This window comes from Microbacterium sp. MYb66 (assembly GCF_002979435.1).
Taxonomy (GTDB): domain Bacteria; phylum Actinomycetota; class Actinomycetes; order Actinomycetales; family Microbacteriaceae; genus Microbacterium.
In genome coordinates this window covers 201,905-215,999 of sequence record NZ_PCOV01000005.1, presented here as the reverse complement: position 1 = coordinate 215,999, position 14,095 = coordinate 201,905, and the positions used below count along the sequence as shown (strand labels likewise).

Genomic DNA, 14,095 nt, shown 5'->3' with positions numbered 1-14,095 from the left:
CTCCTTCGTGGTGATGATCGGGTTCTCGGTGATCGGGCAGGTGCTGCGGGAGGGGATCGGCGTCGGGTCAGTAGGCATGGGCTCGTCCCTCCGGCCAGTGCCGCTCGACGCCGGTCTCGTCGAGCTCGCGCTGGTAGTCGGCGAGAAGGGCGTCGTCGGCATGCACAGCGTGCGGGGCGGTGTCCTCGGCGAGGCAGTACGCGGCGAGGTGTCCTGCGGCCTCTCCGATGTTCCACTCCACGGGGTGCAGTCGGTAGCAGCCGTTGGTGATGTGCGTGGTGCCGATGTTCTTGTTCGCCGCGAGCAGGTTCGTCATCCGCTGCGGGATCAGCGCGCCGAGCGGGATCTCGAACGGGGTGGAGGCGACGTCGATGTACGTATCGCCCCCGGTCGAGGGGTGGAGGTCGATCCGGTACATCCCGACGCCGACGGAATCGCGGTAGCGCGTCGCCCCGTCGTCGCCGCGGACGGCGTAGGAGACATCGTTCTCGGTGATCGTGGTGAGCGCGCGGATGCGGCGGGATTCCCGGTGATACGGGGCCTGCGCGAGGCCGTCCTCCGAGCCCATCACGTCGGGGCGGAGGCGCAGCCCGGGGAAACCGAAACCGCCGTCGGGGCGAGGAGCCTCGGTCTGCATCCAGTGCACCATCGAGAGGCTGAGCTGACGGGCGCGTTCGTAGTGCGCGGTCTCCTCCTCGCGGTCCGCCGTCAGCACGGGGGCGAGGAAGTAGTCGATGCTCGGCCAGTTGACCAGGCAGATGTCGCTCTCGTAGAACCCGTCGGCGAAGAGATCGCGCGCCGCGATGCGCCGGAAGGTCCAGAGGTTGGCGTCGCCGGCGTTGCGGGACTGATCGGCGTCGACGTCGAGCACATCGTCTCCGGGGTTGGGGGCGAACCCACGGGTGCCGATCTCGAGCGTGCGCGGGTTCGGCGCCTGCCAGGAGAGCATCCGCTCCCCCTGCCAGGCGGCCGGCGCGTACTCGCGCCAGAAGTCGTACTCGGCCGGGCGCGGAACGGTGTGGTCACCTTCGACGTGATCGATCGCGAAGCAGACGCTGAACGCCTGCACGTTGTCGGGCTGCGCCCGCTCGGGAGCGCTCGGCTCTCCGGTCTCGGCGCGGGACTCGAAGCCGGTGACGTGCTCCACACCGGCCAGCGGCAGCAGCTCGCCGGTCTCGGTCGCGTCCAGCACGAACCGGGCGTGCACGACCGTCTCGCCGCCGTCGACCACCGAGGAGAGGGTCACCGCGCGGACCGCGTCGCCGTCGGTGGTCGCCGCGATCGGGCGCACCCGCTCGAGAAGTCGGATCCGTCCGGTCGAGCGATGGGGAGCGAGCATCTCCTCGAGCACGCCGACCGCGATGCGGGGCTCGTGGCAGAGCTTCGACACCCAGCCGGCGCCGGGGTTCAGCTCATCGCGGTCTCGCGCAGCGTCGGTCAGCGGGTATCGGCGCCGGTACACATCGCGGATGCCGTCGCGCAGCGCACGGTAGCGTGCCGTGATCCCGAACTCCTCGACCCACGGGTGCTCATCCGGCGGAACCGCCTGCGACGTGAGCTGCCCGCCGATCCATGGGAACTCCTCCGTCAGCACGACGCGGGCACCTCGATCCGCGGCAGCGAGGGCGGCGGCGACGCCGCCGAGCCCTGCTCCGACGATGAGGATGTCGGTGTGGATGTCGTGCTGGGTCACGCGGGGTTCCTTTCGGAGGATGAGGAGACGACGTCGGCGATCGTTGCGCCGTCGACGTCGGGGCAGGGAAGAAGCTGGTGGTAGTCGGCGTCGTCGAGCACGGGCTCTCGACGGGAGGCGCCCTCGGCACGAGACTCCTGCTCGACGATCCGGGAGAGCAGCACGACGGCGCGGGCGCCCATCTCCTCGCGGGGCACGACGAAGCCCGACCAGGAGCGTCCGCCCTTGCGGGGGTGCAGCGGCTGGCCGAGCAGCAGCATCGAGACGTGCTGCGGGACGGGCCGCCCACGCGCGGCGAGTTCGTCGGCGAGCTCTTCGGGGTGGTGCTCCGGGGCGACGAGGATCGCGGTGAGCCCCCGCTCGACGATCTCGTCGGCGGCGTCGGTGACGTCGTCGACGTCGACGAGTCGAAGCGGCAGTCCCGCCTCGCGCATCGCGCGGGTGTACCCCTCGATGCGGTCGAGTGTGGGCTGATCGGTGCCCCGCGGTCCGGCATAGCCGATACGGGTGTGGCCGAGTGCGGTCAGGCGCGACACCTGGCGGGCGGTGGCTTCGACGTAGTCGGCCCCGACGAACGGCAGCATCCGTCCCTCGCTGGTCCGCTTCCCGATGAACACGAACGGATAGTTGGTGTCGAGGAGGTGCTGCAGCTCGCTCTGATCCTCCTGCTGTCCGAGCAGCAGGCAGCCGTCGGCGATGCCCAGCCGCTGCCACCCGTCGCGCGTGAGCCGTCGCCGCCCGTCGACCACTCGGGCCGAGGTGAACAGCAGCATGTCGACGCCCAGCTGCTCGGCCGCCTGCTCGATGCCGTTGAGGAATCCGCCGTAGAAGTCCTGACCACCGCGCGGGAACGTCTTCTCGTAGGTGAACACCCCGAGGATCTGGTTGCGCCCTCCGGCCAGGCGCTGAGCCATCGGGTTGGCCGAGTAGCCGGTGATGCGCATCGCCTCGATCACCCGGCTCCGCGTCTCCTCCGAGATGCGCACGCCGGCGGGGGCGCTTCCGTTGAGCACGAAGCTCACCGTCGATTGACTGACGCCCGCCATGGCGGCGACATCGGCCTGGGTGAAGCGACGACGCGGCATCGATCCTCCTCGATCAGCTGTCGGGTCCTTCACCCGAACGACACCTGAGTCTCGGCGCTGCGGTCGCGGCGGGTCAAGATGATAATGCGCATTATTTGTGATGCGTCCGGATGCTCCGTCCGCGATCCCCGCTCGTGGCGGGCGACGGCATCCCGCGGCGATCAGCGGATGCGCGGTCGGATCATACGCATTATGAAGCGGCGGGTGCGCGCGTCGGAGACCCCGGGCACGATGGGAGCATGACCGACGGCTACGACCCGCACTTCCTTGGGACGCCCCTGCCGCTCCCTCGCCCTGCACAGGCCGTGCACCCGCTCCCCTATCCGCGCTTCACGGTGCTGCTCGATCCGCGGCGGCGACTCGCCGCGGTCACCGCCGTGAACATCGACGGGGCCGCACTGCAGGACCTGCCGCGCACGGGCGACTGGCGACTCGACGAGCGCGTGCCGGCCGCCGAGCAGACCGGACCGGCGGTGTATGCCCGCAACGATCTCGACCGCGGGCACCTCGTGCGCCGGCGCGACCCGGGGTGGGGCCCGGTCGACGCGGCTCGCGCCGCCACCGAGGCGACCTTCTTCTACCCGAACGCCGCGCCGCAGGCCGCCGGCTTCAACCAGTCCAAAGACCTCTGGCTCGGCCTCGAAGACCACGTGCTGGCCTACGCCGAGACGACCGACCAGCGCGTCTCGGTCTTCACCGCTCCGGTCCTGGCCGACGACGACCCGCCGTACCGCGGCATCCGGGTCCCGCTCCGGTTCTGGAAGGTCGCTGCCTGGCAGGGGCCGGACGGACTCGCCGCGGCCGGGTTCGTGCTCGACCAGTCCGAGCTCGTCGACCCCCGGGACCAGACGCTCGCCGTGCCTCCGCTCGGAGCCTTCCGCACGTTCCAGGTGCCCATCGCCGACATCGCCGCACTGACCGGCATCGACCTCGGCCCGTTGACCGACGCGGATGTGCGGGAGCAACGGGGAGTCCGCGAGACGGGATGGCGGAGTCTGGACACTGCAGCCGACATCCTGTTGTGACGCAGCTCGTCGACCACACCAACCACATTCTGCGCAACCGGTTCCGCGAGGAGCTCGGGCTCTCGTGGGATCCGCGCGCCGACGACGACGCGTGGGCCGCCACGACCACCGCCGTGTCGGACGCCTCGGTCGAGGTCGACGGACGCGATCACCCCGGGTTGCAGATCGACACCGACCCGTTCGTCTACAGCATCGGGTTCCGCGTCGACGAGCACGTCGTGTGCACGGCCGTGGTTCCGCGGGACGCTCTGCCCGCGGTCGACCTCGCTGTCACGCGCCTGCCGGCGGGCTCTCAGACCCCGGCGCGCACGCCCTCCAGCGACGGGTAGTCGGTGTACCCCTCGGTCGTGCGCCCGTAGAAGAGCTCGGGGCGCGGGTCGTTGAGCTCGGCGCCCTCACGCCAGCGCTCGACCAGGTCGGGATTGGCGATCACGGGGCGTCCGGCGGCGACAGCATCCGCCCATCCGTCGGCGACCAGCGCCTCGGCGTCCTCCCGCGCCGTGACGACGCCGAAGCCCGTGTTGATGATCAGGGGCGCTCCCACCGTGCGTCGGATGTGCTGGACGAGCTCGCTCGTCGGTGCGGCGCTGAGCACGTCGACGAAGGCGAGTCCGAGCGGTGCGAGTCCTTCGGCGACGGCGGTGTAGGTCGCGCGGACGTCCGCGTCATCCTCTTCCAGAACACCCTGGATGTTGTGCTGCGGAGAGAGCCGGATGCCGGTGCGATCGGCCCCCACGGCGGCGGCGACGGCGGCGGTGACCTCGATCGCGAAGCGGGCGCGGTTCTCGGGCGACCCGCCGTACCGGTCGTCGCGGACGTTCGAGATCGGCGAGAGGAACTCGTGCACCAGGTAGCCGTTGGCGCCGTGCACCTCGACGCCGTCGAAGCCCGCGGCGATCGCGTTGCGTGCGGCCTGGGCGAACTGCTCGACGACCTCGGGGATCTCGTCGAGGGTCAGCGCGTGCGCGACCGGCAGATCGGCCTTGCCCTGCGGCGTGCGCGTCTGCCCGGGAGCGGCGAGCGCGCTGGGGGCGACGACGCGCGGCTGCCCGGAGATTGCCGGGTGTCCGACTCGTCCGCCGTGCATCAGCTGCATGACGATGGTCCCGCCGGCGTCGTGCACCGCTGCGGTGACGGGCCGCCACCCCTCGATCTGCGCCGACGTGACGATGCCCGGCTGCCCAGAATAGGACTTGCCTTCGGCAGCCGGCCACGTGCCCTCGGAGATGATGAGGCCCTGACCCGCGCGCTGCCGGTAGTACTCCACCATCACCTCGGTGGGCACGCCGTCGTCGTCCGCGCGGGTGCGGGTGAGCGGCGCCATGACGACGCGATTGGACAGCTGCAGGGCGCCGAAGACGGCCGGATCGTAGAGAGTCACAGTGGGAGGTAAGGCCCGGGGCGGGTCGCGTATTCCCCTCAGTTGCCGCCGAGCGCGGAGAGAAGTTCAGCGAAGTGGTCGAGGTCGGCTGCCGTCCACTTGCGCAGCCGCTCGCCGATGCGCCCCTCGTAGCGGGAGCGGGCGACGGCGATGCGCTCCTGCGCCAGGTCGGTCGCGACGAGGACACGCGCGCGGCGGTCCTCCGGATCCTGCACGCTCTCGACCAGTCCGAGCTGCTCGAGCTGACGCACCTGCCGGCTCACCGCCGACTTGTCGGTCTGCAGCCGTTCGATGATCGCGCCGGCAGAGGTCGCCTTGCCCGCGGCGATCGAGGTGAGCACCTGGTAGCCGAGCGGCTGCAGATCGGGATGCACGGTCGCCGCGGCCTCGCGCCAGCTGATACGGATGCGGGCGAAGAGTCGACCGAGTTCCTGCTCGACCCTGGTGACGGCCTGATCGAGGTCCGCTCCGCCCAGAAGATCCTCTTCAGAGGCGGATGCAGGAGGATCGGCGGGGGCGTCGGGAGAGGCGCTCATGCTCGCCAGTGTACGGCGAAGCCCCGCTGTCGTTCGCGACAGCGGGGCTTCACTCAGACCTCGGCGAGAAGACGGAAGACCTTGGATGCGGCCTGGATCTCGGCGGGGGTCAGCTCGTCGACCACGGCCTGCAGGCGGGTGCCGTACTCGCGGCGGACCTCGGCGAGCGCGGCGCAGGCCGAGGGCGTCGCACTCAGCACCCGGAGCCGGCCGTCGCGCTCGTCCGGGCGGGACTCGAGAAGCTCCAGCTCCTCGAGCATCCGCACCTGACGACTGATGACGGACTTGTCCATCTCGAACCGTTCGGCCAGCTCGTGCGCGTTCGCGGTTCCTGCCCGGTCGATGAAGGTCAGCAGCTTGTATCCGCCGACCTGCAGCTCGGGGTGGACCCGGGCTGCCGACTCCTTCCAGAGCGATCTGGTCCTCGCGAAGATGAGATTCAGATGCGCCTGGAGGTCGCCGAGTGCGGTGTCGACGTCCGTCGCCGCGACCACTCCGGAGGTCATGTCCTCAGCGCTCCTGGTCCCGATCCTCGCGCTCGAGCACGCGCACCGAACCCGTCGTCGGAGCGGACTCCGCACCCCCGATGCGGATGGCACCGGTGGAGAGCGACGCGCCGACCTCGGCCTCGGAGACCTCGATCATCGACTCCTCGGCCTGTTCGCGCAGCTGCTCTGCGGCATTCTTCGTCGACAGCGGCTTGTTCTTGATGAACGCGATGGCGATGATGGCGATCACAGCCAGCGGGATGGCGATGATGAACGAGTCGGCGATGCCATGCCCGTAGGCGCCCTCGACGATCGTGCGGATCGTGTCGGGCAGCTGTCCGACCTTCGGCACGTCACCCGAGGCGAGGTGCTTGAGCGCCTCGACCTCGGCGGGCGTCGTCGGCGTGAAGCCGTCGAGCGAGTCGGTGATGTACGACGCGACACTGGTCGACAGCATCGCACCCATGACCGTGACGCCGATGGTGCCCGCGATCGTGCGGAAGAAGTTCACGTTCGACGACGCGGCGCCCAGCTGCTGCGGAGCGGTGTCGTTCTGCACGATGAGCGTGAGGTTCTGCATGACCATGCCGAGACCGGCACCGAGGACGAACATGTAGACCGCGACGAGCGGGAACGGGGTGTCGTAGCGCAGGGTGGCCATGAGGCTGACGCCGACGGTCGCGAGGACCGAGCCCGTCAGCATCCAGCCCTTCCACTTGCCGAAGCGGCTCACGAGCTGGCCGATGATGATCGATGCGCCCATCTGACCGATGATCATCGGGATGGTCATCAGGCCGGATTCGGTGGGCGTCGCGCCACGAGCCAGCTGGAAGTACTGCGCGAGGAACACCGAGGTCGCGAACATCGAGACGCCGATGGCGATCGAGGCGATGACCGACAGGGTGAAGGTGCGGTTGCGGAACAGCGACATCGGCACGATCGGTTCCTTGACGAAGAACTCGACGGTGATGAACGCGGCGATCGCGACGCCGGCGGTCACGGCGAGCATGATGCTCGTCGAGGAGTCCCAGTCGAACTGGTTGCCGCCCATCGAGACCCAGATGAGGAGGGTCGAGACGCCGACCGCGAGCAGCACGATGCCGAAGTAGTCGATCGACACCTTGGTGTCTCGCTGGGGCTTCGGCAGGTGCAGCGTGAACTGCAGCAGCACGAGGGCGAGGATCGCGAACGGCACGCCGACGAAGAAGTTGGAGCGCCAGCCCCATACATCGGTGAGGAGTCCGCCGAGCAACGGGCCGCCGATCGTGCCGAGGGCCATGATGCCGCCGACGACGCCCATGTACTTGCCGCGTTCACGCGGCGAGATGATGAGGGCCACCGCGATCATGACGAGCGACATCAGGCCGCCGACGCCGATGCCCTGGATGACGCGGACCGCGATGAGCATGTTCGTGTCGGTCGAGAAGCCGGCGATCACGGTGCCGACCGTGAAGAGGATGAGGGAGACCTGGACCAGGACCTTGCGGTCGACCAGGTCGGCGAGCTTGCCCCAGATGGGGGTCGAGACGGCGGTGGCCAGAAGGCTCGCGGTGATGACCCAGGTGTACTGGGATTGGGTGCCGCCGAGGTCGGCGATGATGACCGGCATCGAGGTCGACACGACGGTGCCCGAGAGCACGGCGACGAACATGCCGACGACGAGTCCGGAGATCGCGGTGAAGACCTCGCGGGCCGAGCGCGTGGCTTCGGGTGCTGAGGATGGGGTGTTTGTCACTTGGTTTGACGCTCCTGCGTAGAAAGTTGATCGAGGTCAACCATACTCCGATAGTTGCGAAAGCGCAACTATCGCGGCGTCGAGCAGGCAGCCAGAGGCTCCGAGGCGTGACTCGAGGATACGGATCCGGCTCGAGCCGACCCCAGGGCTGACCGCGAGGCGCGCGTCTCGCTCACCAGCACCGCCGCCACACCGCCGGCACACAGCGCGAAACCGAGGACAGTGAGCGCCGTGAGCGGCTCGCCCAGCAGGAGCGCTCCGGCCAGTGCGGTCGTCGGAGCGATCAGGAAGAGCAGGGCGTTCAGGGCAGTGATCCCCACCCGGCGCAGCAGCCACCAGTACAGCCCGTAGGCCGCGAGTGTGGGGAACGCGGCGGCGAACCCGACAGCGACCCAGAACGAGACGGATGCCGGCGGCACGAGCGCTCCGAAGACCGCGGCGACCGGCACGAGCGCCAGGGCGGTCACGGTCACGTGGATGGTGAGCGTGACGAGCGTGCCCGTCCGCGGTTCCGCACGGCGCTGGAGGAACGTGCCGACGATCAGGCTGGCCATCGCCAGGGCCGGCCAGACATAGGCGGCGGGGTGCGCGGTCGAGTCGTCGAGCTGCGAGCGCACCACCAGGAGCACTCCCGCCGCGCCGATCAGGAGCCCGGCCCACTGCGCCCCGCGCACGCGCAGTCCGAGCAACGGGCCGACGAGGACGGCGACGATGAGCGGCTGCACGGCATCGATCAGTGCCGTGGTACCGGTGGCGACACCCGAGGAGATGGCTGCGTACACCGCGGTGCAGTATCCGAACTGGGCGAAGAGACCGATGACCGCCTGGCGCCCCACGTCGGCGCGGGTGACACCCCGCCCCGCACCGGTGGATCCGACGACGGCGAGCAGGATCACCGCGAGCGGCACGAACCGCCACACCAGCAGAGCGAGGGGCGAGACGTCGATCGGCACCAACGCCGGCACGAGGAACCCGGAGCTCCAGGTGAGGACGAAGGCCACGGATGCCGCGATCGTCACGCCGACACGAACTATACCGATCTGTATACCCATTCCTCCGACTATACAGGTTGGTATACTCGCTGTCATGGCCGTCACCGTCCCCGATCTCCCCTCACTCACCCCGGGCGCCGCCCGCGTGCTCGATGCCGCGTCGCTGCTCTTCTACGAGCGCGGCATCCATGCGGTGGGTGTCGACACGATCGCGGAAGCCGCGGGCGTCACCAAGAAGACCCTGTACGACCGCTTCGGGTCGAAGGAGGCACTGGTCGTCTCGTACCTGCAGCACCGCGATGCACGTTGGCGGGAACACGTGGCAGAACACCTCTCCCGCGTGCCGGAGCCGGGCATCGCGCGCGTGCTCGCCGTGTTCGACGCGGCCATCGCCTGGTCGGACGAGAACAGCCCCAAGGGGTGCAGCGCGATCAACGCCCGCGCGGAGATCGGCGACGGCCACGACGGCCACCCGGTCTTCCCCGAGGTGGCGCGGCAGAAGGCCTGGCTGCTCGACCTCTTCGCCGAGCTGTGCCGCGAAGCGGATGTCCCGGACCCCGACCTCATGTCGAAGGCCCTGATGCTGCTCTACGAGGGCGCCATCGTCACCGTCGGCATGGAGACGTTCGCCGCGCCGTTCGCCGTGGCACGCAGGCTGGCCCGCACGATGCTGGAACAGGATCGGGGGCTCCGCTCACCAGGACGATGAGAGGGACCCCCGACGCGCTCTGTCCGGGATGCCGTCAGCTCGCGATCCAGTTGCCCTCCGAGTCGCGGACGTAGCCTGCGATCTCCGCCTCGTTCACGATCATCGTGCCCGACGTCATCACGGCGAGATTCATGCCGGCGAACCGGGTGATGCTCCCGTCATCGCCGATCGCGGGGAGCCAGAACTCGGTGCTGTTGTCGTAATCCGACGCAGATGCCGCGCAGTCCTGCACCAGCGTCAGGGTCGCGTAGTCGTCGGAGTGGTAGAGCCCGGGTGCGGCATCGGCGTCATCGAGATCGGCGACCGGCACGGCAGCCATCAGCGGAGCCCAGGCCGGCGTGGGCGTGAAGGGCGCGCCGATGCCGGCGACCTCCTTCAGCTCTTCGATGTGCGCGGGATCCGCGCCGTTCGCGAGCGCCTCCTCCTCGGTGCTCACGCCGAAGTCGCCGGTCAGCCGACGCTCGAACTCGTCTTCCGTCTGCGCCTCCCACTCGGATCGGGTCATCGACGGCTCCGTGAGCACGTCGGGCGCATCGCCCGCGTAGGACATGGCGAGGTCGACGGCACAGTACTGCGCGCCGTCGAGCTCGCGGGGCGTGGCCCGCACCTCGCGCACGAGCAGTCCGTCGGCATCGCTGCCCGCGGCCTCGATGAGAGCCTCCGGGACGCGGATCACCAGCTCACCGGTGGTCGAATCGCCGTATGCCGACTCGAACTCGAACACGCCCTGCTGCGGGCCCGCCGATTCCCCGGAGCATCCGGCGAGAGCGACCGCCGCGACCGCGGTGATCGTGAGGACAGGGACAAACTTCTTCGGCTTCATGGGCCGCCTTCCTTGTGCGCATGACCGGACGTCGAGTCGCCCGGCGGCCCCGAGGGACTCTCTGCTCACTGTCGGCAGCGCCGCGAGATCCGACAGCAACGGGCCGCCTTCCTTCTGCGAGCGCAGCCGGAGCGGTACCGTGTCAGCGTGTCGACGGATTCGCGGAGTGAGCGGGCGCACATCGCCCCGGCGGAGCTCGACGCGGCGATCGGCGACGTCGACTGGACGGTGCCGCCGCCCGGATCGAGGGCTTCGCGATTCTCCGCGCCGAGCGGGGAGCTGGCCGTGGTGTCACTGGGCGACCCCGCTCATCCGCGCGTGGTCCTGGTTCCCGGCGCGACGGGTTCGAAGGAGGACTTCGCCCTCATGCTGCCGCTCCTGGCGGACGCCGGATTCTTCGTGCAGTCGTTCGACCTCGCCGGGCAGTACGAGTCGCATGCCGCGGGCGCGCACACGACCTACACATACGAGCTGTTCATCGGCGACCTGGTCGCCTTCCTCGAAGCCGGGGCTCCCCCGCACCTGCTGGGCTACTCCTTCGCCGGCACGATCGCGCAGCTGGTCGCCGTCCGTCGCCCCGACCTCGTGCTCTCCCTGGCGCTTCTGACCACTCCCCCCGGCGTCGGCAACGTCTTCGCGACCATGAAGTGGCTGGGCCCGATCGCTCCGATCGCGAGCCCTCGTCGCGGTGCCGGACTCATGATCTGGGGGATCGTGACCAACAAGAACCGAGTCCCGCCCCGACGGCTCGAGTTCGTCCGTTCGCGTTTCGCGCTCACGAGCAGGCGCAGCGTCGATGAGATCGTCGGACTCATGATGACCGCCCCGGATGTGCGCGGCCGCGTGCGAGCGCTGTCGATCCCCAAGCTGGTCGTCGCCGGCTCGCACGACCTGTGGCCGCTGGCCGCCCACGAACGGTACGCCCGCGACATCGAAGCCGATTTCCGCGCCTACCCCACCGGCCACAGCCCGAGCGAGACCACTCCGCATCAGCTCACCGCGGACCTGCTCGAGCTCTACGCGCACGCCGTCGGGTGACTCAGCCGCGGAGGGCCTCGGTTTCGGCCTCGCGTCGCGCCCGTCGCCGCACGTGCAGCGGCTCGTGCGGCAGATGCAGCCTGACCGTGGGAAGCACGTAACTCAGCCGACGCCGGAGAGACGCCCAGTCCCGGAACGGGCGCGCCGACACCTCGACGACGAGACTCCGGTCCCGCAGCACGGTCATGTCGGGGCGCACGTGGAACGACAGGTCGAAGTCGTCGTGGATGTTCTGCTCCTCGCGGTGCACCTCGCCGCTCAGCATCCGCCACGTCTCGGCGCGCATCGCCATGTTCGAGCCGAACAGCGGAGCATGCCCGAGCAGCGGGGTGAGCACCGTGTACATGCCGCCGATGTAGAGGTGCTCCCCCATCCAGTGCACGAGCGGAGTCGAGCCGTAGAAGCTCGGATCGCCGGTGAGGAAGTCGAGGCCGTCGTGGCTGCGGAACGTCCGCTCGATCCGCTCGATCCAGTCGAGTCGCGGGCGCGAGTCGGCGTCCAACCGCGCGATGATGTCGCCGGTCGCCGCGTCGTACCCCGCCGCTGACGCTCGGGGAATCCCCTGCACGGGTTCCGTCACGACGCGTGCGCCGAACCGCTCGGCGACCGCCACCGTGTCATCCGTGCTGCCGTTGTCGACGACGACGACCTCGTCGGGCCTGCGCGTCTGCCGATCGAGGGCGCCCAGGCACTGCTCCAGAAGGACGGCGTCGTTCCGCACCGGGATGACCACGGAGACGGAACGGGGGAAGACGGGCGACATCGTTCTCCTGTCCTGTGCGAGGGCGTCGGTGACAGTCTCCACCCCGCGGTCGATCCAGACGGCGATTGAGAGAGGATGGACGGATGATCCGAAGCCGCAGGAGCCAGACGCCCCTCTTCGCCATCGCCGCGTCGCTCGCCGCCTTCGCAGCCGTCATCGGCGGCATCTATCGGCGCGTCATGTACCCACCGCTTCCCCGACCGGACGACGAGCGGATCAGGATCGCTGCCGTCGGCGACAGCAACACCTACGGCGCGGGGATGCTCTTCCGCGGCCGCACCCGCCGGTCATACCCCGCCAGGCTCGAGCAGCTCCTCGGCGGGCAGTATCAGGTGCTCAACTACGGCGTGAACCGGCGCACCCTGCAACGCGAAGGCGACCTGCCGTACGACGCGACACCTTTCGCGGCGGCATCGATCGCGGCGGAGGCCGACATCGTCCTCATCATGCTCGGCTCGAACGACGCCCGCGACGGCAACTGGGACGCCTCACGCTTCGAGTCCGAACTCGAGGCGTTCGTGGATCGCTTCCGTGCACGGGGCGCGACCGTCCACCTGCTCACCCCGCCGATCGCATACGAGAACCGCCTCGGCGTGCACTGGTGGATCATCGAAGAAGAGGTCGCACCGATCGTGCGGCGCGTCGCCGAGACCCTCGGGGTCGGACTCATCGACGTCTTCGAGATCACCCGGTCGTGCACGAGGAGCCACCCCGACGGCATCCATCTCGACGCCCGCGCCAGCGCGATCGTCGCCGAAGCAGTAGCCGAGGAGCTGCAGCGGCCGAGCCGACCGGCGGAGCAGACCCCCTCCCACACTCACCCACACGGGGGATCCGGCCCCGGGAGCCCTGTGAGAGCTTGAGGAACCGTGGACGTCGCCGCGAGGCGGGACTTCGGCTTGCCCGCCGTCTCCCTGTAGCGGTCCTTGAGGAATTTGCCGCCCGCGGGCAAGAACGCGGAGACGACAATCCGGGCGCCCCCTCCTTCTGCGTGCTCGTCCGTCTTGAATCAGTTCGGGGCCTTGCTGATCTTGGAATTCACGCGATACCAGCGTGCGATGAGACAGATTCCGCTGACAACGAGGATCGTCCCAAGAGCGAGGAAGAAGACCCGAAAGCCAACTTCGGCTGCGATCGTCGCGTTGAGAAACGCGAGAGCTCCGCAGAAGAGAACTGCCACCCAACCAGTGATGACTGCGCCTGATGGACGCTTGGTACGCGCTTCGGTCACGTTGAACTCCTCACAACCTCGGAATCCATCCCCGTCAACACGCGAAATCACCGTACTTGTCGCGCTTCTCCTGACTCACGCTGCCGAGGTAGGCCGCCCAAGCCGCCGCTGCCGCCCAGGGGGGTAGGTCACTATCATGTTAGCGACCAGCTACGGCCCACGTAGAATATTGGTGGAGCAAAGATGCTTGGGATTGGCTCGTACTGTCGGTCCTGCCACTGATCCTCTGGGTGATCAAACTCACCGCCATCGGGGCCATCGTCGGTCTCTTCGTCTGACCCGCAAGACAGGAGAAAGCCATGAGCACCCCACTCGACATCACCTTCACCGCCGTCCTCGGAAAGGTCCGCGACGGCGACACCTGGACCTGCGTGCAACTCCCCGACTCCGCGACGATCTTCGGGACTCGCGGACTCGTCAAAGTCGCCGGGACCGTCGACGGCGAGCCGTTCCGCGGGGCGTTCATGGCCCTCGGCGATGGCACGCACAAGCTGCCCGTCGCCGCTGCGATCCGCAAGAGGATCGGACGGACGGACGGCGACGAGGTCACCGTCCACCTGACCGAGCGCCTCAGCTGAGGCGTCGGCCAGGAACGC

The 14,095-nt window shown here is 69.1% G+C and carries 16 protein-coding genes; 6 read left to right on the top strand and 10 right to left on the bottom strand.

Features of this window, described 5'->3' with window-relative positions; all coding sequences use genetic code 11:
• Positions 1–67: 67 nt before the first annotated feature.
• Together CQ045_RS12440 and CQ045_RS12435 are read right to left on the bottom strand one after the other, a co-directional pair.
• Complete coding sequence (locus tag CQ045_RS12440) at positions 68–1,693, bottom strand: FAD-dependent oxidoreductase (protein WP_219844420.1); 1,626 nt, start codon at positions 1,691–1,693, stop codon at positions 68–70.
• The gene (locus CQ045_RS12435; RefSeq protein WP_105724125.1) at positions 1,690–2,778 is read right to left on the bottom strand and encodes a LacI family DNA-binding transcriptional regulator; all 1,089 of its coding nucleotides are present in this window, start codon (positions 2,776–2,778) and stop codon (positions 1,690–1,692) included. The genes CQ045_RS12440 and CQ045_RS12435 overlap by 4 nt, the downstream gene beginning before the upstream one ends.
• Before the next feature lie 239 nt (positions 2,779–3,017).
• Here CQ045_RS12435 and CQ045_RS12430 point away from each other — a divergent pair, with 239 nt between their 5' ends.
• Positions 3,018–3,803 (top strand): DNA/RNA non-specific endonuclease, encoded by a 786-nt coding sequence (locus CQ045_RS12430; protein WP_105724123.1) that lies wholly within the window; start codon positions 3,018–3,020, stop codon positions 3,801–3,803.
• Positions 3,800–4,132, top strand: a complete 333-nt coding sequence (locus tag CQ045_RS12425) for a hypothetical protein (RefSeq protein ID WP_105724121.1) — start codon at positions 3,800–3,802, stop codon at positions 4,130–4,132. The genes CQ045_RS12430 and CQ045_RS12425 overlap by 4 nt, the downstream gene beginning before the upstream one ends.
• Here the strand turns inward: CQ045_RS12425 and CQ045_RS12420 are convergent.
• From CQ045_RS12420 to CQ045_RS12400, 5 genes are all read right to left on the bottom strand, one after another.
• A complete protein-coding gene (locus CQ045_RS12420; RefSeq protein ID WP_105724120.1) occupies positions 4,096–5,184 on the bottom strand; it encodes an alkene reductase in 1,089 nt (362 codons plus the stop codon). The two genes, CQ045_RS12425 and CQ045_RS12420, sit on opposite strands and share 37 nt — an antisense overlap.
• A 38-nt stretch (positions 5,185–5,222) precedes the next feature.
• Positions 5,223–5,720, bottom strand: a complete 498-nt coding sequence (locus CQ045_RS12415) for a MarR family winged helix-turn-helix transcriptional regulator (RefSeq protein WP_105724119.1) — start codon at positions 5,718–5,720, stop codon at positions 5,223–5,225.
• A 53-nt stretch (positions 5,721–5,773) separates the two neighbouring features.
• Positions 5,774–6,226 (bottom strand): MarR family winged helix-turn-helix transcriptional regulator, encoded by a 453-nt coding sequence (locus tag CQ045_RS12410; protein WP_105724117.1) that lies wholly within the window; start codon positions 6,224–6,226, stop codon positions 5,774–5,776.
• Positions 6,227–6,230: 4 nt separating this feature from the next.
• Positions 6,231–7,943, bottom strand: coding sequence for an MDR family MFS transporter (locus tag CQ045_RS12405; protein WP_105724115.1), 1,713 nt, complete (start codon positions 7,941–7,943; stop codon positions 6,231–6,233).
• A gap of 68 nt (positions 7,944–8,011) precedes the next feature.
• The gene (locus CQ045_RS12400) at positions 8,012–8,995 is read right to left on the bottom strand and encodes a DMT family transporter (protein ID WP_258131057.1); all 984 of its coding nucleotides are present in this window, start codon (positions 8,993–8,995) and stop codon (positions 8,012–8,014) included.
• Between the two features lie 34 nt (positions 8,996–9,029).
• On the opposite strand from CQ045_RS12400, the gene CQ045_RS12395 reads away from it, so the two are divergent.
• Positions 9,030–9,644 (top strand): TetR/AcrR family transcriptional regulator, encoded by a 615-nt coding sequence (locus CQ045_RS12395; RefSeq protein ID WP_105724111.1) that lies wholly within the window; start codon positions 9,030–9,032, stop codon positions 9,642–9,644.
• A gap of 34 nt (positions 9,645–9,678) precedes the next feature.
• Here CQ045_RS12395 and CQ045_RS12390 read toward each other — a convergent pair whose 3' ends face one another.
• Complete coding sequence (locus tag CQ045_RS12390; protein ID WP_105724109.1) at positions 9,679–10,467, bottom strand: hypothetical protein; 789 nt, start codon at positions 10,465–10,467, stop codon at positions 9,679–9,681.
• Between the two features lie 147 nt (positions 10,468–10,614).
• Between CQ045_RS12390 and CQ045_RS12385 the strand changes: the two genes are divergently transcribed.
• Positions 10,615–11,505: an alpha/beta fold hydrolase gene (locus CQ045_RS12385; protein ID WP_105724107.1), complete on the top strand. Its 891-nt coding sequence runs from the start codon at positions 10,615–10,617 to the stop codon at positions 11,503–11,505.
• A 1-nt stretch (position 11,506) separates the two neighbouring features.
• Here CQ045_RS12385 and CQ045_RS12380 read toward each other — a convergent pair whose 3' ends face one another.
• Complete coding sequence (locus CQ045_RS12380; protein ID WP_105724105.1) at positions 11,507–12,268, bottom strand: glycosyltransferase family A protein; 762 nt, start codon at positions 12,266–12,268, stop codon at positions 11,507–11,509.
• 83 nt (positions 12,269–12,351) lie between these two features.
• On the opposite strand from CQ045_RS12380, the gene CQ045_RS12375 reads away from it, so the two are divergent.
• The gene (locus tag CQ045_RS12375) at positions 12,352–13,131 is read left to right on the top strand and encodes a GDSL-type esterase/lipase family protein (protein ID WP_105724103.1); all 780 of its coding nucleotides are present in this window, start codon (positions 12,352–12,354) and stop codon (positions 13,129–13,131) included.
• Between the two features lie 146 nt (positions 13,132–13,277).
• Here the strand turns inward: CQ045_RS12375 and CQ045_RS18660 are convergent, their stop codons facing one another.
• On the bottom strand, positions 13,278–13,499 hold the full coding sequence (locus tag CQ045_RS18660) for a hypothetical protein (protein ID WP_146115239.1): 222 nt from the start codon (positions 13,497–13,499) through the stop codon (positions 13,278–13,280).
• Positions 13,500–13,798: 299 nt separating this feature from the next.
• On the opposite strand from CQ045_RS18660, the gene CQ045_RS12370 reads away from it, so the two are divergent.
• Positions 13,799–14,077: a DUF1905 domain-containing protein gene (locus CQ045_RS12370; RefSeq protein ID WP_105724101.1), complete on the top strand. Its 279-nt coding sequence runs from the start codon at positions 13,799–13,801 to the stop codon at positions 14,075–14,077.
• Positions 14,078–14,095: the final 18 nt, after the last annotated feature.

Coding starts and splice junctions, on each gene's coding strand:
- CQ045_RS12435 (WP_105724125.1), bottom strand. CDS start 2,778: ATGCCGCGTCGTCGCTTCACCCAGGCCGATGTCGCCGCCATGGCGGGC.
- CQ045_RS12430 (WP_105724123.1), top strand. CDS start 3,018: ATGACCGACGGCTACGACCCGCACTTCCTTGGGACGCCCCTGCCGCTC.
- CQ045_RS12415 (WP_105724119.1), bottom strand. CDS start 5,720: ATGAGCGCCTCTCCCGACGCCCCCGCCGATCCTCCTGCATCCGCCTCT.
- CQ045_RS12410 (WP_105724117.1), bottom strand. CDS start 6,226: ATGACCTCCGGAGTGGTCGCGGCGACGGACGTCGACACCGCACTCGGC.
- CQ045_RS12400 (WP_258131057.1), bottom strand. CDS start 8,995: ATGGGTATACAGATCGGTATAGTTCGTGTCGGCGTGACGATCGCGGCA.
- CQ045_RS12395 (WP_105724111.1), top strand. CDS start 9,030: ATGGCCGTCACCGTCCCCGATCTCCCCTCACTCACCCCGGGCGCCGCC.
- CQ045_RS12390 (WP_105724109.1), bottom strand. CDS start 10,467: ATGAAGCCGAAGAAGTTTGTCCCTGTCCTCACGATCACCGCGGTCGCG.
- CQ045_RS12380 (WP_105724105.1), bottom strand. CDS start 12,268: ATGTCGCCCGTCTTCCCCCGTTCCGTCTCCGTGGTCATCCCGGTGCGG.
- CQ045_RS12375 (WP_105724103.1), top strand. CDS start 12,352: ATGATCCGAAGCCGCAGGAGCCAGACGCCCCTCTTCGCCATCGCCGCG.
- CQ045_RS12370 (WP_105724101.1), top strand. CDS start 13,799: ATGAGCACCCCACTCGACATCACCTTCACCGCCGTCCTCGGAAAGGTC.